Below are 23,643 nucleotides of genomic sequence, written 5' to 3' on the forward strand. Positions count from 1 at the left end.
AGGAGGAAGTCACTTTGCAATACGAAACGTTGCAACTGGGACATGTCCTGTTTGACTTGGAATCCCGACCCGATGAAATTCCGCTGGGCGGAGAGCAAATGCTCTCCGTTCTTCAATTTCCGGGCGGTTTCAAGGAAGTTCAATTGCTTGGCGCCCAAGAGCGCTCGATCACCTGGTCGGGCGTTTTTTCGTACGAAAAAGCATGGGACAACGTGCAAGCGCTCGATCAGATGTGCCGCCAAGGCGACGTTCAAGAATTGTGGATCGACAACTTGATTTACCGCAGGGCCATCGTCAAAAAGTTTCAGTGGTCGTACCGCACCAAACACGAAATCCCGTATGAAATTGAGCTTGAACTGGTGGCAAACTTCCAATCGATTCTGTACAGCGATCCTTTGTCCATGAAGGATGCTCTGCCTTGGAAGGACATGAAAATCTACACCGCCGTCGACGGTGATTCGGTTTGGAAACTGGCGTTGCGCTTTTATGGAGATGGCGGGTTGTACCGGAAGATCGCCAATGCGAACAACTTGGACAATCCGGATCAGCTCAAGCCGGGGACGAAGTTGGTGATCCCAAGATGATCCACGTGCAAGACCACGGCAACCGCCGTACGTTTTCCGTCCCTCGCTCCCTCGTGCGCATCAACGGACAAACCGTGTGGTGCAACTCTTGGATGGTGAACCTCAACGCCGTCAATCAAGCGGATGATTTCAACTTGGAGTTGCCTTTTCAAGTCGTGGAATCGCTGCATTCGGACTCATCCTACCTGCTGAACTCGATTGAAACACCGTCCGAATTGCTGGTGCAAGGGACGCTTTTGGTTGAAATCTTCGTAGGCTTCCAGCACGATCCAAAACCATATGTGGAACCGTCAGACCTGACGCGGATCATGTACGGACTTGTAGATTCAATCGAAGTGAAATTCTCGTCCAGCGGTGAGGCAGTCAGTTTGAGCGGTCGGAACATGGTCGCTGTATTTCTCGACAACAAAATCAACGAGAAATTCCCGAACCTCACCTCATCGCAAATTGCGGAAATGCTGGCTGAGAAGCACGGACTCAAGCCTCGCGTGGCGCAGACGTACACAACCGTCGGCACGTACGCCAATGACGAGTCCGCCGAGATGAGCAATGACAGCCAAGCGGAATGGGACCTGCTGACTTCGTTGGCAGAGCAAGAGGGTTTTATCGTCTGTGTTCTTGACGACTTCCTCTATTTCGGACCCTTGGAGAATTTGCTGCACGACCAGTTGGCTCAAGACCCTATGGCGTATACCTGGGGACAAAATGTGCTCGAACTTTCCATCACCCGCAACCCGCACGCAGCGAAGAACCTGACCATCGACGTGCATTCGTACAACGCGAGTCAATCCCAACATGTAAGCGCCAGTGCCAAACGTGACTTTCCGGGTGCAGACAGCACGTATCAGGAGCGGCACTTCCTCGCAGGTCTTACGCAAGAGCAGGCTCAACAGCGAGCCCAAGCCTTGGTGGATCAGTTGGCCGAGATGGAGTTAGTGGGCAGCGTAACCGTCACCGGAGATACGCAGTTGAGAGTCGGGACCCGGATTGCGTTGTATGGCGTCGGGCAAGTCTTGTCCGATTTTTACTACATTCGCAAAGCTTCCCACACATTCAGCCAGACAGAAGGTTATCGGACCAATCTCAGCATCTCCACCCGATTGCTTGGCGGGGATAGTTAGGAGGAGAGTTCATGTACAGTCCGACGATGAACTGGGTGGAGCAGATCAAATGGATCGTCCGCGAGATGATGAACGCGAAATCTTTCGTTTTGGAAGGTATCGTTACGTCGGTTGATCCGACTCCGCCCTGCAAAGTAAAAGTGATGCTCGAACCCTACTCGATTGAAACCGGCTGGTTGCGTGTTTCCACACCTTATGGGGGAAATGGGTTCGGGTTGGTGCTTCCACCGCCGGAGCAGGGAGTACCTGTCAAAGTGATTTTTGACATGGGGGACATTCAACACGGAACCGTCATCGGAGCTGTTTTTTCCGAAGCGATGTCGGTGCCGGACGCACCGTTTGGCAGTGTGGGGTTTGTACACAAATCCGGCAGTTCCATTCTGATTGCACCGGACGGCACGGTGACGATCCAAGGTAAAAATTCTACTCAAAGTTGGTGATCACATGGCAGATTCCATGCCCGTTTTTGACCCGCTTGGCACCGATTTGCGACTGGATGAATCGGGCGATCTCGTCTCGACCATCAGCGGTTCCCTCGACCTCGTCAGCGTCGAGGACAACGTGAACCAAGCGATGCGCGTCCGTTTGCAGACTGTGCCATCCACATACCTGTGGGGAACCGATGTCGGAACCTCTTTGGCGAGATATGTAGACGAGCCGGTTACGGATCTTGTGAAGAGGGAAATTCAAAGTCTTGCAGCCGAACAAGTCAGTCGCGACTCCCGCATTCTGGGTGTCCAAGAGGTTTCGGTCGACGAAGTGGCGGCGAACTTCTTGCATGTGACCGTTCGCGCGTCGGTTGCGGGGCTAGGCGCAGTCCAACTACCAGTTCGCATAGGGAGGTAAGACGAGATGGCCACATTTCGCCAAAGTCTTGCTTCCATGATCTCCTACCTGCAGGAGAAGGGAAGCAAGTTGACCGATTTTTCACCGACGTCGGTGGTGTATCAGATCTTGGCAACCGTCGCTTCGGTGACCGACCAGATTCAGTACTCAATCGACAAAGCACAGAACCAAGCCTACATCTCTACGGCGACCGGAAGCGGTCTCGACGCCAAAGGACAAGACCTCGGCGTTCCCCGTAAACAGCCGACGCAAGCGGTGTGGGTGTTTACGTTTTCGAAAAAACAAGCTCCTACGCAAGACATCGTGATTCCCAAAGGCACTGTGGTCACCACTTTGCCGCAACCGGGACTGGCACCGATTACCTTCACGGTCGATGAAACGACTTTTTTGCCAATCGGTACGTTGAACGTCACCGTGAGAGCGACTTGTCGAACAGCGGGCAGCATTGGCAACATCGCGGTGAATACGCCGTTGCTGATCGGTTCTGCGACCCCCGGCATCGACAGCGTGCAACTTCTCTCCACAGATCAAGGGACGCTTGGATTTGACATCGAAGAGGACGACGAATATCGGAAGCGTCTCTTGCTGGCCTTGGCCAGCAAAGCGCAGGGGACCAAGACTTGGTATGAACAGAGCGCGTTGACCGTGGAAGGCGTCCAATTGGCAACCGTAGTTCCGTTTGAACGAGGACCCGGTACAGTGGACATCTACATCGTGGGCGATGACAATACGATGCCATCGCAGGAATTAATCAATGAAGTACAAGCGGTCATCGATGTGGGCCGCATCATCACCGATGATGCAAAAGTTATGCCGCCGACGCCTCGATACATCGACCTCTCTTGCAAAGTCCAGATCGACGAGGGTTATGCGCAAGACGCGACGCTTGAACGCGTGAAGCTCTCCGTGAAAAACTATGTCGCACAACTCGGGATCGGCGGAGGTTCTACTCACACGCTGTATCTCTCGCAAGTGATCCGGACCGTTCTGTCTGTGGAGGGTGTCCAAAACGTCTGGGATGTCGCTTCTGGTGACGGCGGAGATATTTTGTTCACGTCCAAACAATTGCCGCTTGTCCGCAACTTGGACATCACGCCGTATCCATAGGAGGTGTGCAGATGAAACAGCAGCAGAACTTGCTTCAGCGCCTCTCCAACGTATTCTCCAAGGATGAGAACAGCTTGCTGGGGCAACTGTTCGGTGCCATTGGTTCGAAGCTTGACGAACTTGATCCAGCGCAGACGCAGTTGCAACGACAATTCGCGATGTTTACGGCGAACGGAGAGGCTTTGGATCGCCACGGTCAAGATTGGGGTGTGTACCGCCGAGATTTGGAGGCTGATGAAGATTATCGCCGACGCATTCAGGCGGTGCTCCCGATCTACACCAACGGTCCGACCGTGCAAGCGATCTCCGACATCGTACGCAATTTCACAGGAGCTGCACCTGTAATTCTCGAGTTTGGGCCGTACAGCTTCACGATGGGAGTCACGCCGATGGGCGATTTCATGTTCAACGATCGTTCTCCCTTCGAGTTCGAAGTGCAAGTGCAGAACCCCGAAGGCGTGACCTATAAAAAAAATGACCTGGAAATGGCGGTCCAACAGGCCAAACCGGCCCGTGCGACCGTTACATTCGTTCACCAAGGAGGGATCTAAGTGACGCTCTCAATCTCGTTTTACAACAACGTGAAGTACACCAAGGATGACTTCATGAACCGCGACCGGGACTTTTTCGGCAACGGCGTTGTTACGCTGACCGACTTCCCGCTCACGCTCGGTCCGACGCCGTTGACCCTCACGATTGGGGGTGGTGTCGCATGGGTAGACGGCTACCGAATCGCCAACGACGACTTGCTGCCCGTCCCGTTGATGATCGACAAAGGCGATGCCCAAAAACGTATCGACATCATCCAACTCGGCCATGACGACGTGAACTCCCGCGCTGTGATGACAGTAAAAAAAGGCGTGCCCGCCGACACGCCGATCGAACCGGGGGCTGACCCCGGCTATCTGAAATTGTTTGCGATCTCCGTGGATGCCAACGTGACTTCGCTGTCTTCTGACAAAGTAACGGACCGTCGGAATTTGGTTCCGCTGAAAGTGTCGGGTACGCAGATTTCCTTCACCGGTGCCGTTTCGACCACGCAGCTCGGACAAGCCAACGGTGTTGCCACACTGGGGGCAGACGGGAAAGTCCCGTCGCTTCAACTGCCGACCTTGGTGGCGATGGGGGCACTTAGCGCAGGAACCGGTAATGGGTCGGTACGAATCGACCCGGCTTATGAATTGAGTTCTGACACGCGAACCACGACGGTCACCTATGGCATAAACGGACTGGTTTCTACGGTGAAAGAGACAGACCCGACCAACAGCAACGCAACGATTGCCACGAATTCGATCACGTATGGGACGAACGGCCAGATCTCGAAAATTACGACCACGGCGGGAGGTCATACGGCCACGCTGACCGTGAACTACGGAACGAACGGGTTGGTTTCCAACTTGACCCAAACCTATCTCTAAGGAGTGATCAAACATGTCTGAAAAAGCAACCGTCGTCGTCGGCGGCAACATCGTCCCGCTGGGTTCTGACTATGCGGGAACACCAACGTACCGACCGACGAAAGTGGACGCCAATGGTTTACAACGGGTAGGAATTGATGCTGACACCGTCGGGCTTGCCAAGGAAGGGACTCCCATCACTGGTGTCACAATGCCGACTGGCGGGTCGGGTATCCAGGGCTGGACCTCTGGACTGTACAATTTATTCTCATCGGGCACGGCAACTGTGAGGTTTGCGACCGCTCAACAGGTTAGCATCGGGAATGTGTCCACAACGAGTTCAGGATCGCTCATCGATGCTTTTTCTCCGACCATCGCATTGCAAAGTCAGTCTTTCGGGTACGGCTACGATCCGACTGCAGCAAAATGGCAAAGGCTGACGGTTGATTCCAGTAAAAACCTCAATGTAACCAATGCGTCAGGTCCACGAGCTATCACGCAAACTCCGAGCGTGGGACGTGTTACAATCGCAGCCGGAGCAACTGCAGTCGCATTACGAGTAGGTGCTTCTGACCTCGCAAGTCGCAAACAATTTGCCATTCGAAACATTTCCGCGCCAGGCGGTGCCATCTTGTACATCGGGGGGGCGAATGTGACCGATGCCGCTGGATGGCCCATTTACCCCGGAGAGTCGTACGTAGTAGAACAAAACCCTGCTAACACGGTAACGATCTATGGATACTCATCTGGGGCATGTGTAGTAGCCGTCATGGAGGTGGCGTAAATGATGCAGTTTACGAATGGCCAACAGCAACGTATCGCATACGATTCGTACATTCAACTCCAAACTAATGGACGTCCTACAACGTTCCCATACTCGGCCTACAATGTTCAACTTGGAATTGTAAATAATGTCCTCTATGTGAGTGGGGGAAACACCGGAAACGCATCAACAGTCTCTATGCACTATGGCCTTGATCTTGCGACAAACATGTGGACATCTAAAGCGACAATACCGATTTCCGTATTCTCTGGGGCGACTTGTACTTTTAACAACAAAATCTACGTGTTTGGTGGTTGTAATTATGGAGCGAATGCTGGCAATACGCAGATTTATGACCCAGTAACAAATACTTGGTCATCTGGTGCCAACATGTCAATTTCACGGTTCGGTGCATGGGCACAAGTAATAAATGGTTTGATTTATGTTTTGGGTGGCATTGTAAACTATAGTTCGCCTTCCTATGTTAACGTTCTCGAATGCTACGATCCAGTTTTGAATACTTGGAGTACCAAAGCTACGCCGCCTACGATGACTTATGGTTGGAAAACAGCATGGGTCTATCAAAACAAATTGTACGCAGTTACAAATGGAGTCTTGAGTGTGTACGATCCTGCTACGAATGCATGGTCAACAAGATCATCGGGTTTAGGAGGACCTTGGGCATTCATGTTAGATGATGTGGTTTATTTGTTTGGAGAAACCTCTATAAGCAATGGAGCCGTAAGTTTCTATTATCCGGATTTGGATACAACCGCTCCACCAAAAAACTTCACTGCAAGAAACAATTACAAAACTACGCGTTACAACCAAGCGGTAACGATGATCCAAAACCCACTAAATCCGAATGAGATTTTTTCACTCGGCGGATGTACGAACGGCAATAGCCCAACAAACGCTTTGGATATCTTCATTAGAAAAGTCCTCTATGATCAAATTAATGATTCGGCGGTTTGTTTACGTGTTCGTTCGGATTCGAACCCGATTACTGTGAGGAATGTCGATGGCAGACCATCAATCGATATTGGCCCTGGACAACAAGACGGGCCGTTTACAAAGCCAAAAGTATATGTTGAGAACTGGGCATCGAGCAATATTCAAATTAGTGTATCAACTAATTAAAGGGGGGTTTTTCAATGATTTTGCAATCGCAAGCAGTTCAAACAATGTCTAACAAAGGTCTTACCCAAACGCAGGACGTCGTGCAATCTGCGTTGGAAAATATTGATCAACAAGCAAACTTCAACATCCAAAGGGCCCGCAGACACGTTTTGATCTGGGACAAACAATCATCTATAAACGGTCTTGATCCGAAATTTATCATGGACCGTTATCAGATTTCGCCGGATACAAATACGTATCTATTATATCTGGATGATACTCTCCAAGTATTTCAACCGTACAACCCGAATCAACCTGGCAATATCCCGATGAGTAGTGAAGAAGCAATGCAGTTTGCAAACCAAGTAGCTGACAACATGGCTTGGGAAGACGCAGACCAAATGACATTGGATGAACTATTCCAAGTGCTTTCGAAGTAAAGGCAACCTCCGTCATGTATCAAAATTAGAGAGAAAGGAGGGGAGCGGGTGGAGCAAGGAATCCTCTCATTCTTCCAAACGCAAGGACCGTGGGCGCTGCTTTTTGTGCTGCTGTTCCTCTGGGTCCTCCGCGAAAACCAACAGCGCGAAGCCCGACTGATCGACGTCATCGACCGCCTCAGCGACAAGTATGACGAAATCACCGACGACCTCCGCGAGATCAAAGAGGAACTGCGCGTGGCGAGGTAGAAACACTACCTCATGAAACCACAAACCATCCTCTACCAAAACTCCCGCTTCGAAGTCCACGGCAAGGACGGAGACGGGCTGTACCTGCACGAATACCGATACGAGTACGTCACCGTCATCGCCGTCCACAACGGACACCTCGTCGTCGTCCGCCAATACCGCGCGCCTGTCGATCGCGAAACATTCGAACTTCCCGGCGGACGAACCGAAGGGGAGGAGACGCTCGAAGCAGCCGCACGGCGAGAGCTCCGCGAGGAAACCGGCCTGATCGCCGGCACCTTGCATGCCTTGGGCGTCGTCGACAGCCATGCGTGCATGCTCAACCGCCAAGTTCACTTTTTCTTCACCTCCGACATCCTGTCGTCCGAAAGCCAAGACCTTGACGACGACGAAGACATCGACGTCCTCACCGTCCCGATCGAGCAAGTCTTCGAGCACATCCGACGCCGGGAGTGGATCGACACCGAACTCCACTCGGGCCTGCTCCTCGCCAAGCTCCACGGGTACCTGTAACCCATCTTTTGTAAAAAAGCCCCTTGTCCCGCTCCGGGAGCAAGGGGCCTTTTTGCTTCTGTCCACATATGGTGTAGAAAAGGAGGGATGCGCGATGAACTTGACCCAACCCCCGATCCTCGGCGTCCTGACCACGACCGTTCCGTCTCAAGACCAAGCGCGCAGCCGCCTGACTTCCTTTTCACCGAAGGCGATCTGGCACCACTTCGCCCGCGCCGCTCATGAACGGGGACTTTCGCTCTGCCTGTTCCGACCGGAGGACATCTCGCCCCGAAAGCAGACGGTGCTCGGGTATTTCAATCACGACGGCGAAAATTGGACACGAATGACTGGCCGACTTCCGGACATCGTATACGACAACGTCTACGTCCATCTCGCCAACCGACCGGCGGTGCGCCGAGCTCGGCGTTTTTTCCTCAAACAGGGCAAACCGTTGTTCAACCCGCGTTTGGGCAACAAAATTCAATTGGCCGACTGGCTCCACCAATACCCGAATCTCTGGAAACACCACCCCGAGACGCAAAACCTGACCCATGAAGAGCAAGTCTTCTCGCTGCTCGATTCTGTCGACACCCTCTACCTCAAACCGATCAACGGCAGCGCCGGGCAGGGCATCCTCGAAATCTCCGAGACGTCCCAAGGCCGATACGCCGTGCGAGCTGCCAAGTTCAGCAACACCAAAAAGCCTCTCGATGTGGAGCTGACCCGCGACGAAGTGCAAACCCTCGTCCGCCGACAGATCAAACTCCACAAGTTCATCTTGCAACAGGGCATCCCGCTTCTCCACATCGACGGTGGCAAAATCGACCTCCGCACGCATTTGCAACGAAATCTCCACGGCGAATGGGAGCAAGTCGCCCTGATCGTCAAACGGGGTCAACCCTACTCCATCGTCTCCAACTACCACGCCGGCGGGTCGAAGCACGACTGGGCGTGGCTCCAAGACTGGGCACGGCAACAGAAAGTCAAGTTGCCGGATCGAGAGGAAGTAGAAGACCTCTCCAAGCGCATCGCCCGTGCCTACGCCGACAAAGCGCCGCATCTCGCCTCCATCGGGCTTGACCTCGGCATCGACCACTCCGGCAATCTCTGGCTCCTCGATGTCAACGCCCGCCCCGGTCGAAACATCCTCGACAACGAGCAAAAAAAACGCTGTTTCGAACTCCACGCCGAGTTCGCCGCGTTTCTCCTGCAAGAAAAGTCCCGCTGATCTCAACGGATCGGCGGGACTCTTTTTTCGACTGGACATTTACGTTGTTTGGGTGGAAAATAAGTATATTGGACACCGATTGAAAGGATGTGAACGATATGAAATTTGATTTCCGTAAACTGTTTCAAGAGTACTTGGAAATGCATGAAAACCAGACCAATCGATGGCTGCACGTCATTTCCATGACGAGTGCTTGGGCTGTGTTTCTCATCGGTCTGTTCTCCTGGCATCCGATCCTCTGGTTGTGGATTCCGGTGACGTACATTCCCGCGATTTCGGGTCATTTTCTCTTTGAACACAACCAGCCGACGTTCTCGCGCTTCATCAAACAGCACGGTTGGAACATCAAAGGGCTTTTGATCATGGCGATCGTCGAAGAAGCGTGCGTATTCCTCATGGCGTTGGAGCAATTCGGCTTGGTGAAACTACCGCGTCAACCGAAGCCTCGTCGCGTGTACTAGTCAGGGGGAGTGGAAGTGCGCCGCACCTATGAACCTACTTGGGAGATTCGGCTGTATTGCCTCTTGTCCTTGGCACGTCTGCGAACCGGGTTTCCCGGCGCGTTGGCCTTCGTCATCGGATGGCAAGCCACGCATGTGGAAGTTTCGTTTCGTTGTTCGCTCTTGCAACATCCCGTATTGTTCTTCTTGGGCCTGTTTCTCAGTTTCCTCACCGGGACGGTCGTCAACCTCGGCAATACCGTCACCGACATCCGCGAAGACAAAGTCAACCTCCCGCATCGCGTTCAAATCGCACGGCTTTACGGATTGCGCCGCTTGTTGGTCGTCAATCACGACATGTCCTTTCTGATGATTCTGCTTGCTTTCCTCACGTTCAAAGTAACGTTTTTCCTCGTCATGATCGTAGCCGTTTGGCTGATGAATCAATATTCCTTCCCACCGTTACGACTCAAACGTCATCCGTTTCTCTCACTTCTCAATTTTTCCTGTGCGATTTCCTTTCCTTTCAGTTTTGGCTTTCTCTTGCAGACGGACGGTACCGTGTGGCCACCTGCGCAATGGACGTGGCTGTGCGTGTTGTGTACGCTCTTTTTCGGGCTGTTCGGCACCGCCAAGAACCTCCAAGACTACGACGGCGACAAAGCGGCGGGCATTCGCACCACCGCCACGATGTTTGCCACGAAAAAAGCGGCCGTCTTTTTCATCGCCGCCTGTATCACCACCACGCCGCTTTTGTTCATCTTCCCGATTCTCTGGGGCTCGTTTCCCGTTCAGATGGGAATCGTCCCGCTGTGGAGCCTGATCATCTGCCCGATCATGGCGCTCAACTATAAATTCCGCCACAACCCGGAGATGCTCAAAACCTTGCAGTCCGTGTTCTTCCTGTATCCCATCCTCTTTCTCGGGTCGCTTTGTCTGATCACGTATTCATCGCTTACGATGGCGGGAGTTGTTTTTTTGCATCTCTGTCTCTTGGTGCTGGTCGAGCGATTGGGGCTGGATGCACGCAAACCGTCAACGTATCGGACCTTGCAACGACTTCGCGACGAACAGACCACCAACCTCTCTCAACAGGTCCTATTTAAATAGGTAGAAATCAATCTCGAAAAACGCCGCCGGATGACGGACGGCTTGGTGGTTTTTCAGATTTTGGGTATACTTGTATGTTGTAGAGGAGGAGTCGGTCCTGTGAAATTGATCTTGTTAAATGTTATCGTCGGCGCCGTCATCGGGTTGTTTACCAACTGGCTGGCGATTGTGATGTTGTTCCGCCCGTGGACGGAGAAAAAGGTATTCGGCAAGCGCATCCCGTTCACGCCCGGTCTGATCCCCGCCCGCCAAAGCGAACTGGCGGAGAAGCTCGGCCAGATCGTCGAAGAAGACTTTCTGACCCCGGAGGGGGTCGCCAAATCGTTGAAACGTCCCGCGTTGGAATTTGCCGTCAAGCGCGGTGCGATCACCGCGATTGGCAATGCGCTGCATGACGCTCCGACGCTCGGCGGCTTGCTTCGTCGCACGTTCGGAGACGAGGCTCAATCGAAAGTTGAAGAGTTCCTCGTACACCAAGCGATTCGCTTTTTACAAGACGGAGCCGGTCGTGAGAAGCTCGAACTCATGGCGGACTCCCTGTTCGACCATCTGCGCGAGACGTTGACGGGCGATGAGATTCGCCGCGATCTCGTCGGCGGTTTTTCTCATCCCTTGCATGCTCATCTGACGGAGGGGGGCACGACGTGGCAGCACGTGTTGCCGGACAGTGCCCGCGAATTGATCGAAGACCGTCTGCGCGCGCAAGTTCATCCGTTGCTTGACGGTCTTGCCCGTTGGATGGAGGAGCCGACGTTCGTCGTCGCGGTGGCGCGCATGTTGACGGAAAAAGTGGAGAGCATCCCGCTGATCGGCGCGATGGCGAAGTCGTTCCTGACGCCGGAGCGCGTGTCGTCCGATATCGTGCCGCGTTTGCAATCGGTGGTGCAATCCCCGTCTGCAGAACGTCTCGTGGAGGACAAGCTGCACGACATGATCAGCGGATTCTGGCAGCAACCGATGAGTCGTACCCTCGGCAAAATTTCGGCGGAGGACTTCCACGACTTGATGGAAAAAATTCTGCACACGCTCCTCGACCGTGTGTTGAATGAAAATGCGACGACGCGCGCTCAATTCCGCTCTGTCGTCGTCAACGGTCTGCTCGCCGGCGCAAGTGAACGCTCGATTGGCGACCTGTTGCACCGCATCCTCGACGGTCTGATGGAGTTTGACGTGCGCGGATTGTACGCCGCACACACAGAGACGGTCGACCGCATGATCACACAGGTTTGGCACTACCTGAGAAATCGCTTGATCGACGGGCTGCCGGAGGTATTGGAAGCACTCGCAATCCGCCAGATCGTGCAAGAGCAAGTCGCCTCCTATCCGATCCCGACTCTTGAAAAGTTGATCCTCACCGTCGTCAACCGTGAGCTGAAACTGATCACGATTCTCGGCGGGGTCTTGGGTGCGACCATCGGGCTGATACAGGCGCTGATCGCAAATTTATCATGATAAAAAACCTTAACCTCGCATATATTGATTCTCGTGAGTTCCGTTGCTAGGATGGAACTACAACTCTATTTCTTGGCAGGAGGATCGATTCAATGAATCCATACGATAAAGCGCACGAATTGGCGCGTGCGATTCGTGAGTGTGAGGAATTTCGAGTGTTGGCGGCGAAAAAGAAACAGGTAGACAGCGATCCGCAAGCGAAAAAGATACTCGACGACTTCCGCCGCCGCCAATGGGAGATGGAAACCCGTCGCATCATGGGCGAGGAGATCACGGAAAGCGATCTGCAGAGCATGCAGCAACTGCAGGAAGTGGTGCACATGCACAGCGCTCTTCGCGAGTATCTGGAAGTGGAGTACCGGTTCAGCGTGATGTACTCCGACATCCATAAAATTTTAGGCGAAGCGGCTCGCGAAGTCATCAACACGCCGGAAAGCGTCTAACCACTTTTTTTGGCGCAATCGAGAGGGGACTACATACTGTGAAATTGACTTACCTTGGACACTCCACTTTTCTCGTCGAAGCAGACGGCAAACGCGTCATCATCGACCCGTTCCTTGACCACAACCCGAAAGCAAGCATGAAAGCGGCCGACGTGAAAGTGGACGCTGTTCTGCTCACTCACGCGCACTACGACCACATCGCAGACGCGCTGCCGATCGCAAAAGCGAACGATTGCCCGATCATCGCGAACTTCGAGTTGGCGAGCCACTTTGAAAAGCAAGGCGTGAAAACACACGGCCTCAGCAACGGCGGCGGCTTCAACTTTGAATTCGGGCGCGTCAAATTGACCCTTGCCTTCCACGGCGCAGGGCTCGAAATGCCGAACGGCGACGTTCTGTACGGCGGCGCACCGGCCGGCATCTTGCTCACGATGGGTGGCAAGACGATCTACCACGCAGGCGACACCGGGCTGTTCGGCGACATGAAACTGATCGGGGAGCTGAACAAGTTGGACGCCGCTCTGCTGCCGATCGGCGACAACTACACGATGGGTCCGGAAGACGCGGTGCTGGCCGCTTCGTGGTTGAAAGCAGGCGTGACGGTTCCGATGCACTACAACACGTTCTCGTTGCTGGAACAAGACCCGCAGGCGTTCGTGAACTCGCTTTCCGAATACGATCTCAAAGGTGCCGCTCTGCAACCGGGCGAATCCATCGAAATCTAAGCAACAAAAAAGAGCCCCCGCGAGGGAGCTCTTTTTTTCTTCTTAGTGGTGAGCGACGAGGTTGACCATGACGCGAGCGAGCGCGTGACGATCTTCTTCGCCGGAAACACGCCACATTTCGGCGAGCAGGCGTTCTTGTTCGTTTTTCGGGTCAACTTTTTCGGCGAGGTATTCACCGACGCGGAACGCGACACTGTCGACTTTATCATGGGACATACCGGCTTCTACTGCTTGGCCTACACGGTCACCCAAGAATTCTTTCCATTGTTCGAAGTTGCTCAGTACGGACATCGAGACCCCTCCTTCAAAGTATTGAACTTGTGGTGTTGCACGAAATATAGAATGCCTCGCAACTCCCGCCGCTATACCCCCAACAGGAGATATGTAGCTGTAAGATTGCTGTAATGAGGGCGTAACAATGATGCGTTATGATAGTCCTACATCGACAAAACCCCCTTTTCGAGTGACCCCTTCAAGGTCACCGTTTTTTTTTGCATAGGAGGCGGGACGAGCGCATATCTTGTACTATTACAGATGCGTTCGAAGAGGGGGAAGTCATCTTGCAACGGAAACAGACGATGCGTGCATTTGTCTATCTCACGGCGGGGTTGGCGATGTTGTTCTATGCGTTGCCGCGCGTGCCCGACGTCACAATGGATATCTCGGGGGCGTTTACGATCTCATGGCTGGCTTTTGCCATGCTGTTCATCGGAGCGAACCTCTACTACTTGATCGGCGTGGACAAGGAACGCCAAAGCCGTCGCCGCCGCAACGACTGGCTGTACCGTACGCTTCGCAACGTGCGCGAACCGGTCGCGGGCAAGCGTCAATACATGAAATAACAGCAATCACCAGAGCAGGGAAAAACGCACTCCGAAAAGGACGGGTGCGTTTTTGTGTTTTGATGTAATATAAGAGGTAGCAAGTCAAGGTCCGGAGGTTCATCGAATGACAACGAAGCACGAACAGATCCTTTTTTACATAGAGAGTTTGGAAGTCGGGAGCAAGATCTCCGTGCGCCAGATCGCCAAGGCGATGGACGTCAGCGAGGGGACGGCGTACCGCGCCATCAAGGACGCCGAAGCGCGTGGCATCGTGTCCACCATTGAGCGGGTCGGGACCGTGCGGATTGAAAAACAGGAGAAAAAAAACATCGAGCGCCTGACGTTCGCCGAAGTGGTGAACATCGTCGAGGGCACGGTGCTTGGCGGGCGGGAAGGTCTGCACAAGACGCTCTCCAAGTTCGTCATCGGCGCGATGAAGATCGACGCGATGTTGAAGTACGTCGATCGCGATTCGCTGTTGATCGTGGGCAACCGCGAATCGGTTCACAAAGCCTCCTTGGAGCACGGAGCCGCCGTGTTGATTACGGGGGGCTTCGATACATCGGATGAAGTCAAGGATTTGGCTGACCGCTTGGCATTGCCGTTGATTTCCTCGGCGTACGACACGTTCACCATCGCGACGCTGATCAACCGGGCGATTGACGACCGCCTGATCAAGAAGGAAATTTTGCTCGTCGAGGACTTGGTCAATCGTGACAAAAAAGACCCCGTCACCCTCCAAGTCGGAGAAAAAGTGGCAGATTGGCATCGGCTGATGGAACTCACCGGACACACGAGATTCCCCGTCGTGGACAAAGACGGACGCGTACACGGGATCGTAACGTCCAAGGACGTCGCCGGAGTTGCGAGCGAGCAATCTCTGGAGCGTGTGATGACGAAAAGCCCTCGCACGGTCACCGGCCGAACTTCTGTGGCGTCGGCTGCGCACACGATGGTATGGGAAGGGATCGAGCTCTTGCCGGTTGTGGAGCACCGCAAACTGGTCTCCGTGATTTCCCGCCAAGACGTGCTGCGGGCGTTGCAATACAACCAGAACCAACCGCAAGGGCAGACGATTCAAGATTTGATTCTCAGCGGTTTTGAAGAAGCGCGAGAGGATCGCTCCGTGAAGCTTTCCGGCGTCGTCACCCCGATCATGACGAACCAGTTGGGGTCGATCAACCCCGGCGTCCTGATGGCGCTGATCAACGAAGCGGGAGAACTGGCGATCCGCCGCTTGAAGAACTCCGACATGGTCGTGGAGAACGTCACCGTGTACTTCCTGAAGCCGATCCAGATCGACTCCCAAGTCACGATCAAAGCGGACGTCATCGACATCGGCCGCAAGTTCGGCAAAGTCGACGTGGAGATCTACAGCGGCAGTGATTTAATGGGTAAGGCCCTGTTTACGGCACAGGTGTTGGAGAGGTAATATATGGAGGAGGAGACTGCAGACAAGTGTCGTGCAGTCTTTTTTGCAAAGGAAGGGAGACGAGCTTTTGTTGAAACAAAATTCCCTCTACCGCATCTTCACCATCGTCTGGATGGCGGTCGGCTTTTTCATCCGCGTGATGTGGTTCCAGAAGCGTCATCCGGGGAGAATGAGCCCGGAAACCACCGCAAAGTGGGAAGACCTGCTGCGCAAGATCGCGGCGAAATACAAGCGCAAAGCCCTGCATCTCCAAGGCTTGCTGATCAAACTCGGCCAGTTCCTGAGCGCCCGCGCCGATGTGGTGCCGCAAGCGTTTATTGAAGAGATGACCGACCTCGTCGACCAAGTGCCCGCCGTCCCGTGGGAGGAAGCCTGCGCCGTGCTTCAATCGGAATGGGGGGCTCCATATGGGAGCGTCTTGCATAAGATCAGTGAGAGACCGGTTGCTTCGGCCTCCATCGGCGAAGTCTATCACGCCTACCTCCACGACGGAACGGAAGTCGCGGTCAAAATCCAACGCCCCGGCATTGAAAAAATCATCCGTGCTGACTTCCGCGCGATCAAGATCGTCTGCTGGTTGGCGGACAAGTTCACCAAGATTCGCAACCAAGCCGACTTGCCGGCCCTCTACCGCGAGATGACCTACGTCATCGGCGACGAACTGAATTTCAAGCAAGAGTTAAAAAACGGCGAGTACTTCGCCGCACGTTACGAAAACAACCCCGACCTCTACATCCCCAAGTACCACCCCGCCCACTGCACCCGCCGCGTGCTGGTTATGGAGTGGATGGAAGGGGCTCGCGTCAACGATTACAACTATTTGGCCACACACAACATCGACCGCAAAGACCTCGCCGTGAAGCTGTTTCGCGCGGTGGCGGAACAGCTCTTTTTCGAAGGGAAGTTTCACGCAGACCCGCATCCGGGCAACATCTTGATCCAACCGAGCGGACGCATCGTGCTGATCGACTTCGGCATGGTCGGCACGATCAAGAAGGACGACGCCAAGCACATCCAAGACCTCGTCGAGGGCCTCGTACTCAAAGACTACGGCAAAGTCATCGACGCTCTGGAGAGACTCCGCTTTCTCCTCCCGCACGCCGACCGTCATGAGTTGGAGCGGGTGATCCAACTGGCGGTGCGGTTCTACGACGAGGAAGACCTCGCCAACGTCGACCACGCCACCGTCCAGCACATCCTCGAAGACATCCAGAGCGTCATCCGCAAGCAACCGATCCAACTGCCGAGCGATTTTATTTTTCTCGGGCGGGCGCTCTCGACGTTCATCGGCGTGCTGTACGGCCTCGATCCGCAGATTGAGCTGGTTGAAGTGGGCAAGCCGATCGTCACCGAATGGATGAGCAAAAACGGCAAGAACGCGGAGGACAGCCAGGCAGGGAGCCAAGCCTCCACGACCCTCAAGTTGGTGCAAAAGTACGCGCTCGACATCGGCCGCCAACTGCTCAAACTTCCGCGCCAACTGTCGGAAGCGTTGGAGGAACCCCGCAGACGAACCGAGTGGGAGAAGACCAAGCAGAGGAACCAATTCCTGCATGAAGTCTATGCGTCGAGAAAGCGCTATGCGTTTTTCACCCTCTTGGCAGGAATTGCAGCCGCAGGGCTGGGCTATTTCTTCAGCGACCCCTACCTGCTCTGGGGCGGCGGCGCACTGGCGTTCCTCAGCGCCATCTGGTACCGCAACAGCGCCGTCAAACACATGCGCTGGATCGAAGACCTTCGATAACAAACGAAAGGGTGACAAGACATGGAACAAAACGAAAAAAACGAGCAAGCAAACAACACCTGCGACTCCAGCACGGATTGCTGCGACCACAGCATCGAAGTGGAACATCTCGAAGACGGCTACCGCATCACCGTCCGCGGCGATAAGGAAAGAATTGAACAGCAACGCCGCGTCGCCGACGCCTACGTCGAATTCCTACGCGAGCAGAAAAAAGCGCGCTGGTGGCTCCCTTTGCCCCTGCGCTGGCTCCTGAGATGGTTCAAGGGCTGCAAATAGGCGAAAAAAGCACCAAGACCGCACCGGCGGACTTGGTGCTTTTTTTCTCCTAGCGGTATAATAGGGAGAATATCTGTTCGCATAGAAAGGGGGAGGACGATTGCAACCCTTCGTCCACCTGCATGTACATACAGAATACAGCTTGCTCGAAGGCATGTGCCGCATCGACGATTTGATCGCGAGGGCGCAGGAACTCGGCATGGACACCGTCGCGATGACAGACAGCGGCGCGATGTACGGAGCTGTAGAGTTTTATAAAAAAGCCAAGTCCGCCGGCCTCAAGCCGCTCCTTGGCTGCCAAGTGTACGTCGCACGCCGAGGTCTCGCCGAGAGACCCGCTCGCGGAGAAGAGCCGTGGCACCTGATCTTGCTCGCGGAGAATTATGAGGGCTACCGCAACCTGCTCAAACTCGTCTCCCAAGCGCAACTCGCCGACCATTTTGACAAACCCTGCGTGGACAAAAACGCCCTGTTCCACTACCGCGAAGGGCTGATCGCACTATCTGGCGGCTTCGAAGGCGAAGTCGGCCAGAAATTGATCGCAGGGGACCTCCAAGGCGCAGAGGAGGCGGCGCAGGAGTATGCCGCCCTTTTTGGCCCTGACAACTTTTACTTGGAACTGCAAGACCACGGGCTGATGGCGGAAAAACAGGTCAACCAACTGACCCTGCAACTTGCACAGCGCCATCAACTCCAACTCGTCGCCACCAACAACGTGCAGTACCTCCACCCGGCAGACGCTCCCAGCCAAGACGTGCTCGCTTGCATCCGCGAAGGTCGCTCGATCCAAGATCAAGACCGCGTCCGCCTCAGCTCGCCTGAGTACAGTCTCAAATCGGGCTCCGAGATGGCTGACCTGTTCCGCCACGTCCCGCAAGCCCTTGAAAACACGAGGCTCATCGCAGACCGCTGCCACGTCGAACTCGAACTTGGTGTCAACCATTTGCCCGCGTTCGACCTGCCGCCGGGCTTTACGGAAACCACCTACTTGCGCCATCTCTGTCTCCAAGGCGTACACGAACGCTTCGGCCAAGAAACGCCCGAAGTCATGGAACGGCTGAACTACGAAATCGACGTCATCTCGCAGATGGGGTTCGCCGGCTACTTTCTGATCGTCTGGGACTTCATGCGCTTCGCCCACGAGAACGGCATCTCCACCGGACCGGGTCGCGGTTCGGCGGCAGGTTCGCTCGTTTCCTATGTCTTGCGCATCACCAACGTCGATCCGATTCGCTACAACCTGCTGTTCCAGCGCTTCCTCAACCCGGAACGAATCTCGATGCCGGATATCGACATCGACTTCGAATACGAGCGTCGCGGCGAAGTCATCGAGTATGTGACGCAGAAGTACGGCACCGAACGCGTGGCGCAGATCGTCACCTTCGGAACGATGGCAGCCCGTGCGGCGATTCGCGACGTCGGGCGGGTGCTCGATTTGCCTGCACACGTTATCGACCGCACCGCTAAGCTGATTCCCGGCCAACTCGGGATCACGATCGACAAAGCCTTGGAACTGGAACCCCAACTCAAGCAACTTCACGAAGGCGACCCACTCGTCCAGAAACTGGTCGACACAGCCCGCGCCATCGAAGGTCTGCCGCGCCACACGTCGTTGCACGCAGCGGGCGTGGTCATCTCCAAGGAACCGCTTACCGAATACGTGCCCCTGCAACGCGGGGCGGAGGGCGGCGTCGTCACCCAATACAGCATGGAAGTGCTCGAAGACGTCGGCCTGCTCAAAATGGACTTTCTCGGTCTGCGCTACCTCACGCTCATCGACCGCACCATCGACATCGTGCGCCGTACAGAGGGCGTCGAGATCGATTTTGAAACAATGGACATGGACGACCCGCGCACCTACGAATTGTTGACGCGGGGTGACACGGACGGCTGTTTCCAACTCGAGTCCAGCGGCTGCAAAAACGTCCTGCGCGAACTGCGCCCCAGTTCCTTCGAAGACATCATCGCGGTCATTTCGCTGTATCGCCCGGGTCCGATGGAGAACATCCCGACTTTTATCAAAGCCAAGCACGGCGAGACGGCGGTGCGCTATCCGCACCCTGACCTGCAATGGATTCTGGAGGACACCTACGGCGTCATCGTCTACCAAGAACAGATCATGCAGATCGCCTCCGTCATGGCGGGCTTCTCCCTCGGCCAAGCGGACCTCCTGCGCCGCGCCGTCGGGAAAAAAAAGCGCGAGGTGCTCGCGGAGCAACGAGCGATTTTTGTAGAAGGCAGTTTGAAAAAAGGCTATGCCGAACCCTTGGCGCATGAGGTGTACGATTTGGTCGTCCGCTTCGCCGACTACGGCTTCAACCGAGCGCACGCAGCGGCGTATGCGGTGTTGGCGTACCAGACGTGTTATCTGAAAGCCAACCATCCGGCCGCCTACATGTCGGCGTTGCTCACGTCCGTCATGATGTCGCACCACAAAGTGGCGCAGTACGTCGACGACTGCCGCCGCATGGGCATTGAAGTGTTGCCGCCCGATGTAAACCGCAGTTCGTTTGGGTTCTCCGTCGAGCAAGGCAAGATTCGCTGCGGGCTGCTGGCGATCAAAAATGTCGGCTTGTCCGGCATCCAATCGCTGGTGCAAACGCGGCGTCAAGGCGGCGCTTTTTCCGACTTGGGCGATTTCTGCGAGCGAGTCGATGCCCGCGCTTGCAACAAAAAAGCGTTGGAGTCCCTCATCCGCGCCGGTGCGTTCGACAGCTTGCATTCGAACCGTCGGGGGATGTTGCTCGCTCTGGAAGAGACCGCCGAACGGGGACGGTTGCGTCAACGAGATCGCGATGACAACCAAATCAACCTGTTCGGGATGATGGAAGAGCAGACCCCGCAAGAGACTCGCGGGTTCGAATTGCCGCGTGCGGCCGACTACCCCGAACGGGAACGGTTGGAGATGGAGAAGGAACTGATCGGTCTGTACGTGACAGGCTCGCCGTTGAAACCCTACCGCGGGCAGATGGCACGCCTCGCCGACAAACGGGTCAGCGAACTGATCGAAACGGCGGACGGGGTCATGGTCACAGTCGCGGGGATGATGCAGAAACTCAAGCAGATTCACACGAAAAAAGGCGCCCGCATGGCGTTCTTCCAATTGGAAGACACCACGGGTGCCGTCGAAGTCGTGCTGTTCCCGGAGACGTACAAACGCTGTGCTGACATCCTCCAACAAACGGGCGGCGACGCCGTCATTGCGGTAAAAGGGCGTCTGCAACATCGTGAAGACGAGCTGAAAATTCTCGCAGATCACTTGAAAATCTTAGAACCGGATGACGAAGGAGAGCAATACGTCCGAGAGGAAGCGCCGCCCGCAACGGTCTCCTTGGAGCCGGCTACCGTCCTTTATGTCCGAATTCGTCCCGAAGACGAGGGACGTTTGCACGAATTGCAAGCCATCCTCACTCGTCACCACGGACCTGCCCAAGTCTTGCTGTTCTACACGGCAACCCGACAAGCCCGCGCGCTGTCGGACAAATACGCGGTGACGATGAGCCCGCTTTTTGTTCAAGAAGTAGAATCCCTGCTCGGCGAGGGAGCGGTTGTACAAAAGAGCAAATGATGGCATCTCTCCGGTTGCCCCCACATAAGGTGGTACTATCTTCTCTTCACCCACCAGGGAGGCGAATCCATGAACTCCGAGATCATCAAACTGCTTCAAAAAAGAGGCGTCACCGTTGACGACATCGCGGACATCGTCTTCACCCTGCAAAAACCGTATCATCCCGACTTGCAACGCGACCCGTGCGTAGAAAGCGTCTTGGCCGTCCTCGTCAAACGAGAAGTTCAATACGCGCTCTACACCGGCATCGCGCTCGACATGCTGGCGGAACAGAAGTTGTTGGAGGAGCCTCTGCAGACGATCCTCGAAACGGACGAATCGCTCTATGGCGTCGATGAGATCCTCGCGTTGTCGATTACCAACGTCTACGGTTCCATCGGACTTACATCATTTGGATACCTCGACAAGGAGAAAATAGGAATCATCGCGAAACTTAACGACAAGAAGAACGGAGTGCATGTTTTCCTGGATGATTTGGTCGCCGGAATCGCCGCCGCAGCCTCTGCTCGTATCGCGCATCGTTCTGGAAAGACAGTTAGTAAAATTCAAGATTTAGATTAATTTAATTAATGACTCATCAGTAGAAATGCATCTCGCAGGCATGATATAATTAAGTACCGAAGATGCCCCATTTCACGAGAACCTCGTGTGAAATGGGGCTTCACAAAAGGAGTGAAGTCACGTGTCGTTGCGAGAAGAGGCACTGGAATTACATCGCACGCACCAAGGCAAGCTAGGCGTCGTTTCCAAAGTTCCGGTGGCAAACGCCTACGATCTGAGTCTCGCTTACAGCCCGGGCGTCGCAGAGCCGTGCAAAGAAATTCACAAGTCCACGGAGCGCGTCTATGACTATACTTCTAAGGGAAATCTCGTGGCAGTTGTGAGTGACGGCACCGCGGTGCTTGGCTTAGGCAATATCGGCCCCCATGCGGCGATGCCGGTCATGGAAGGCAAAGCGGTCCTGTTCAAGTCGTTTGCCGGCGTGGACGCCGTTCCGATCTGCTTGGATACGACGAACATCGACGAGATCGTTCGCACCGTCAAACTTCTGGAACCGACGTTTGGCGGAATCAACCTCGAAGACATCGCAGCTCCGGCTTGCTTTGCCGTCGAGGAACGACTCAAGCAAGAACTCGACATCCCGGTTTTTCACGATGACCAACATGGTACCGCAATCGTTACCCTCGCCGGTCTGATCAATGCGTTAAAAGTCACCGGCAAGACCATGCAGGAAATCAAAGTTGTCGCCAACGGCGCTGGCGCCGCCGGAATTGCTATTATCAAACTCCTTCTTTCCATGGGCGTCAAAAACGTTGTCATGTGCGACACCAAAGGTGCGATCTACGAAGGCCGCACCGAAGGCATGAATCCGATCAAGGACCTGATTGCCAAGAATACCAACCACGAGCGCATCCAAGGATCGCTCGAAGAAGTGATCGTGGGAACGGACGTCTTCATCGGCGTGTCGGTCGCCAACGCAGTGACCCAGGAGATGGTGCGTTCGATGGCACCCGATCCGATCATTTTCGCCATGGCTAATCCCGACCCGGAGATCGTTCCGGCTGAGGCGTATGCAGCAGGCGCGAAGGTCGTCGGGACCGGACGTTCCGACTACCCGAACCAAGTCAATAACGTTCTCGCCTTCCCGGGGATCTTCCGTGGTGCGCTCGACACGCGGGCGAAGACGATCAACGAAGAGATGAAGATCGCAGCGGCCTACGCCATTGCCGATCTGATCACCGATGAGGAATTGACGGCGGAGTACGTCATTCCCAAACCGTTCGATGCGCGAGTTGCACCGGCCGTCGCTTCCGCCGTCGCCAAAGCGGCGATGGAGACCGGCGTGGCCCGCGTGGAAGTCGACCCCGCCCATGTGGCGGACAAGACTCGAGCCTTGACGTCCATCGTTGCTTCGCAGGCCTGATCAAAAGGCTTGTCACGAGCAACCAAGGGTGGCTTGACGGGGCCTTTTTTGCGGCATTTCGAGTTGTTGCGGCATGTTGGGCTGTATGATATGATGAGTCCAAAATTACGGACGTTATCGCTGAGGAAGGTGCTCTCCTATGTGGACTGTGATCTATATTGCTCCGAACGCCAAAACGGCTGAGCGCATTCAGGACAAGCTCACGCAAGAAGGGTTTCTGGTCAAGCTTCGCCAAACAAATATCGCCAAGGAACAGTATGAGATTCTCGTTCCGGAATCTGAGCTAGACGAGGTACAGGAAGTTCTCAAGGACATCCTCCACTCCTCGCATCGCTATCCAAATTAATGAGGTGAGA

27 protein-coding genes are annotated in these 23,643 nt (G+C 54.7%); 26 read left to right on the forward strand and 1 reads right to left on the reverse strand.

Annotated features, from left to right (window positions below):
* Nucleotides 1-14 precede the first annotated feature (14 nt).
* The 18 genes from JJB07_RS06135 to JJB07_RS06220 all read left to right on the forward strand — a co-directional run bounded on the left by JJB07_RS06135 (nucleotide 15) and on the right by JJB07_RS06220 (nucleotide 13,519).
* Nucleotides 15-584: a LysM peptidoglycan-binding domain-containing protein gene (locus JJB07_RS06135; protein ID WP_201632255.1), complete on the forward strand. Its 570-nt coding sequence runs from the start codon at nucleotides 15-17 to the stop codon at nucleotides 582-584.
* Complete coding sequence (locus JJB07_RS06140) at nucleotides 581-1,705, forward strand: phage late control D family protein (protein ID WP_201632257.1); 1,125 nt, start codon at nucleotides 581-583, stop codon at nucleotides 1,703-1,705. The genes JJB07_RS06135 and JJB07_RS06140 overlap by 4 nt, the downstream gene beginning before the upstream one ends.
* Nucleotides 1,706-1,716: 11 nt before the next feature.
* Entirely contained in the window at nucleotides 1,717-2,145 is a 429-nt protein-coding gene (locus JJB07_RS06145) for a phage baseplate assembly protein V (protein ID WP_201632260.1), read from the forward strand.
* A gap of 4 nt (nucleotides 2,146-2,149) precedes the next feature.
* A complete protein-coding gene (locus JJB07_RS06150; protein WP_201632263.1) occupies nucleotides 2,150-2,551 on the forward strand; it encodes a contractile injection system sheath initiator in 402 nt (133 codons plus the stop codon).
* A gap of 6 nt (nucleotides 2,552-2,557) precedes the next feature.
* Nucleotides 2,558-3,658 (forward strand): baseplate J/gp47 family protein, encoded by a 1,101-nt coding sequence (locus tag JJB07_RS06155; protein WP_201632265.1) that lies wholly within the window; start codon nucleotides 2,558-2,560, stop codon nucleotides 3,656-3,658.
* A gap of 11 nt (nucleotides 3,659-3,669) precedes the next feature.
* Nucleotides 3,670-4,209 carry a hypothetical protein gene (locus JJB07_RS06160; protein WP_201632266.1) on the forward strand — a complete coding sequence of 180 codons (540 nt, stop codon included), beginning with the start codon at nucleotides 3,670-3,672 and terminating at the stop codon, nucleotides 4,207-4,209.
* Nucleotides 4,210-5,076, forward strand: a complete 867-nt coding sequence (locus JJB07_RS06165) for a hypothetical protein (RefSeq protein ID WP_201632267.1) — start codon at nucleotides 4,210-4,212, stop codon at nucleotides 5,074-5,076.
* 13 nt (nucleotides 5,077-5,089) lie between these two features.
* A complete protein-coding gene (locus JJB07_RS06170; protein WP_201632268.1) occupies nucleotides 5,090-5,839 on the forward strand; it encodes a hypothetical protein in 750 nt (249 codons plus the stop codon).
* Nucleotides 5,840-6,958 (forward strand): Kelch repeat-containing protein, encoded by a 1,119-nt coding sequence (locus JJB07_RS06175; RefSeq protein WP_201632269.1) that lies wholly within the window; start codon nucleotides 5,840-5,842, stop codon nucleotides 6,956-6,958.
* Nucleotides 6,959-6,972: 14 nt separating this feature from the next.
* Entirely contained in the window at nucleotides 6,973-7,377 is a 405-nt protein-coding gene (locus tag JJB07_RS06180) for a hypothetical protein (protein ID WP_201632270.1), read from the forward strand.
* Between the two features lie 48 nt (nucleotides 7,378-7,425).
* A complete protein-coding gene (locus tag JJB07_RS06185; RefSeq protein WP_201632272.1) occupies nucleotides 7,426-7,626 on the forward strand; it encodes a BhlA/UviB family holin-like peptide in 201 nt (66 codons plus the stop codon).
* Nucleotides 7,627-7,638: 12 nt separating this feature from the next.
* Nucleotides 7,639-8,139, forward strand: a complete 501-nt coding sequence (locus JJB07_RS06190; RefSeq protein WP_201632275.1) for an NUDIX hydrolase — start codon at nucleotides 7,639-7,641, stop codon at nucleotides 8,137-8,139.
* A gap of 94 nt (nucleotides 8,140-8,233) precedes the next feature.
* A complete protein-coding gene (locus tag JJB07_RS06195; protein ID WP_201632277.1) occupies nucleotides 8,234-9,349 on the forward strand; it encodes a YheC/YheD family endospore coat-associated protein in 1,116 nt (371 codons plus the stop codon).
* Between the two features lie 98 nt (nucleotides 9,350-9,447).
* Nucleotides 9,448-9,810, forward strand: a complete 363-nt coding sequence (locus JJB07_RS06200) for an Mpo1-like protein (protein ID WP_201632278.1) — start codon at nucleotides 9,448-9,450, stop codon at nucleotides 9,808-9,810.
* 15 nt (nucleotides 9,811-9,825) lie between these two features.
* A complete protein-coding gene (locus JJB07_RS06205) occupies nucleotides 9,826-10,899 on the forward strand; it encodes a UbiA family prenyltransferase (RefSeq protein ID WP_201632280.1) in 1,074 nt (357 codons plus the stop codon).
* Between the two features lie 99 nt (nucleotides 10,900-10,998).
* Nucleotides 10,999-12,351 (forward strand): DUF445 family protein, encoded by a 1,353-nt coding sequence (locus JJB07_RS06210; protein ID WP_201632282.1) that lies wholly within the window; start codon nucleotides 10,999-11,001, stop codon nucleotides 12,349-12,351.
* A gap of 92 nt (nucleotides 12,352-12,443) precedes the next feature.
* Nucleotides 12,444-12,794 carry a YlbF/YmcA family competence regulator gene (locus JJB07_RS06215; protein WP_201632284.1) on the forward strand — a complete coding sequence of 117 codons (351 nt, stop codon included), beginning with the start codon at nucleotides 12,444-12,446 and terminating at the stop codon, nucleotides 12,792-12,794.
* Between the two features lie 38 nt (nucleotides 12,795-12,832).
* Nucleotides 12,833-13,519: a metal-dependent hydrolase gene (locus tag JJB07_RS06220; protein ID WP_201632285.1), complete on the forward strand. Its 687-nt coding sequence runs from the start codon at nucleotides 12,833-12,835 to the stop codon at nucleotides 13,517-13,519.
* Nucleotides 13,520-13,561: 42 nt separating this feature from the next.
* On the opposite strand, the gene JJB07_RS06225 is transcribed toward JJB07_RS06220, so the two are convergent.
* Entirely contained in the window at nucleotides 13,562-13,810 is a 249-nt protein-coding gene (locus tag JJB07_RS06225; RefSeq protein WP_201632287.1) for a DUF3243 domain-containing protein, read from the reverse strand.
* A gap of 269 nt (nucleotides 13,811-14,079) precedes the next feature.
* Here JJB07_RS06225 and JJB07_RS06230 point away from each other — a divergent pair, with 269 nt between their 5' ends.
* From JJB07_RS06230 to JJB07_RS06265, 8 genes are all read left to right on the forward strand, one after another.
* On the forward strand, nucleotides 14,080-14,361 hold the full coding sequence (locus JJB07_RS06230; protein ID WP_201632290.1) for a hypothetical protein: 282 nt from the start codon (nucleotides 14,080-14,082) through the stop codon (nucleotides 14,359-14,361).
* Between the two features lie 106 nt (nucleotides 14,362-14,467).
* Nucleotides 14,468-15,775 (forward strand): DRTGG domain-containing protein, encoded by a 1,308-nt coding sequence (locus tag JJB07_RS06235; protein ID WP_201632293.1) that lies wholly within the window; start codon nucleotides 14,468-14,470, stop codon nucleotides 15,773-15,775.
* A 70-nt stretch (nucleotides 15,776-15,845) separates the two neighbouring features.
* On the forward strand, nucleotides 15,846-17,519 hold the full coding sequence (locus JJB07_RS06240; RefSeq protein WP_201632296.1) for an ABC1 kinase family protein: 1,674 nt from the start codon (nucleotides 15,846-15,848) through the stop codon (nucleotides 17,517-17,519).
* Between the two features lie 21 nt (nucleotides 17,520-17,540).
* Nucleotides 17,541-17,795: a hypothetical protein gene (locus JJB07_RS06245; protein WP_201632298.1), complete on the forward strand. Its 255-nt coding sequence runs from the start codon at nucleotides 17,541-17,543 to the stop codon at nucleotides 17,793-17,795.
* Between the two features lie 100 nt (nucleotides 17,796-17,895).
* Complete coding sequence (locus JJB07_RS06250; protein WP_201632301.1) at nucleotides 17,896-21,363, forward strand: DNA polymerase III subunit alpha; 3,468 nt, start codon at nucleotides 17,896-17,898, stop codon at nucleotides 21,361-21,363.
* A gap of 69 nt (nucleotides 21,364-21,432) precedes the next feature.
* A complete protein-coding gene (locus tag JJB07_RS06255; protein ID WP_201632304.1) occupies nucleotides 21,433-21,924 on the forward strand; it encodes a phosphatidylglycerophosphatase A family protein in 492 nt (163 codons plus the stop codon).
* A 121-nt stretch (nucleotides 21,925-22,045) separates the two neighbouring features.
* The gene (gene ystJ, locus JJB07_RS06260) at nucleotides 22,046-23,287 is read left to right on the forward strand and encodes an NADP-dependent malic enzyme (protein WP_201632306.1); all 1,242 of its coding nucleotides are present in this window, start codon (nucleotides 22,046-22,048) and stop codon (nucleotides 23,285-23,287) included.
* 139 nt (nucleotides 23,288-23,426) lie between these two features.
* On the forward strand, nucleotides 23,427-23,633 hold the full coding sequence (locus tag JJB07_RS06265; protein WP_038091351.1) for a glutamate decarboxylase: 207 nt from the start codon (nucleotides 23,427-23,429) through the stop codon (nucleotides 23,631-23,633).
* The last annotated feature ends 10 nt before the right edge of the window (nucleotides 23,634-23,643 follow it).

The sequence above is a fragment of the Tumebacillus amylolyticus genome (assembly GCF_016722965.1).
Lineage (GTDB): Bacteria > Bacillota > Bacilli > Tumebacillales > Tumebacillaceae > Tumebacillus > Tumebacillus amylolyticus.

Coding starts and splice junctions, on each gene's coding strand:
- JJB07_RS06225 (WP_201632287.1), bottom strand. CDS start 13,810: ATGTCCGTACTGAGCAACTTCGAACAATGGAAAGAATTCTTGGGTGAC.
- JJB07_RS06195 (WP_201632277.1), top strand. CDS start 8,234: ATGAACTTGACCCAACCCCCGATCCTCGGCGTCCTGACCACGACCGTT.
- JJB07_RS06175 (WP_201632269.1), top strand. CDS start 5,840: ATGATGCAGTTTACGAATGGCCAACAGCAACGTATCGCATACGATTCG.
- JJB07_RS06265 (WP_038091351.1), top strand. CDS start 23,427: ATGTGGACTGTGATCTATATTGCTCCGAACGCCAAAACGGCTGAGCGC.
- JJB07_RS06150 (WP_201632263.1), top strand. CDS start 2,150: ATGGCAGATTCCATGCCCGTTTTTGACCCGCTTGGCACCGATTTGCGA.
- JJB07_RS06160 (WP_201632266.1), top strand. CDS start 3,670: ATGAAACAGCAGCAGAACTTGCTTCAGCGCCTCTCCAACGTATTCTCC.
- JJB07_RS06245 (WP_201632298.1), top strand. CDS start 17,541: ATGGAACAAAACGAAAAAAACGAGCAAGCAAACAACACCTGCGACTCC.
- JJB07_RS06215 (WP_201632284.1), top strand. CDS start 12,444: ATGAATCCATACGATAAAGCGCACGAATTGGCGCGTGCGATTCGTGAG.
- JJB07_RS06145 (WP_201632260.1), top strand. CDS start 1,717: ATGTACAGTCCGACGATGAACTGGGTGGAGCAGATCAAATGGATCGTC.
- JJB07_RS06200 (WP_201632278.1), top strand. CDS start 9,448: ATGAAATTTGATTTCCGTAAACTGTTTCAAGAGTACTTGGAAATGCAT.
- JJB07_RS06140 (WP_201632257.1), top strand. CDS start 581: ATGATCCACGTGCAAGACCACGGCAACCGCCGTACGTTTTCCGTCCCT.
- JJB07_RS06170 (WP_201632268.1), top strand. CDS start 5,090: ATGTCTGAAAAAGCAACCGTCGTCGTCGGCGGCAACATCGTCCCGCTG.
- JJB07_RS06235 (WP_201632293.1), top strand. CDS start 14,468: ATGACAACGAAGCACGAACAGATCCTTTTTTACATAGAGAGTTTGGAA.
- JJB07_RS06255 (WP_201632304.1), top strand. CDS start 21,433: ATGAACTCCGAGATCATCAAACTGCTTCAAAAAAGAGGCGTCACCGTT.
- JJB07_RS06155 (WP_201632265.1), top strand. CDS start 2,558: ATGGCCACATTTCGCCAAAGTCTTGCTTCCATGATCTCCTACCTGCAG.
- JJB07_RS06180 (WP_201632270.1), top strand. CDS start 6,973: ATGATTTTGCAATCGCAAGCAGTTCAAACAATGTCTAACAAAGGTCTT.
- JJB07_RS06190 (WP_201632275.1), top strand. CDS start 7,639: ATGAAACCACAAACCATCCTCTACCAAAACTCCCGCTTCGAAGTCCAC.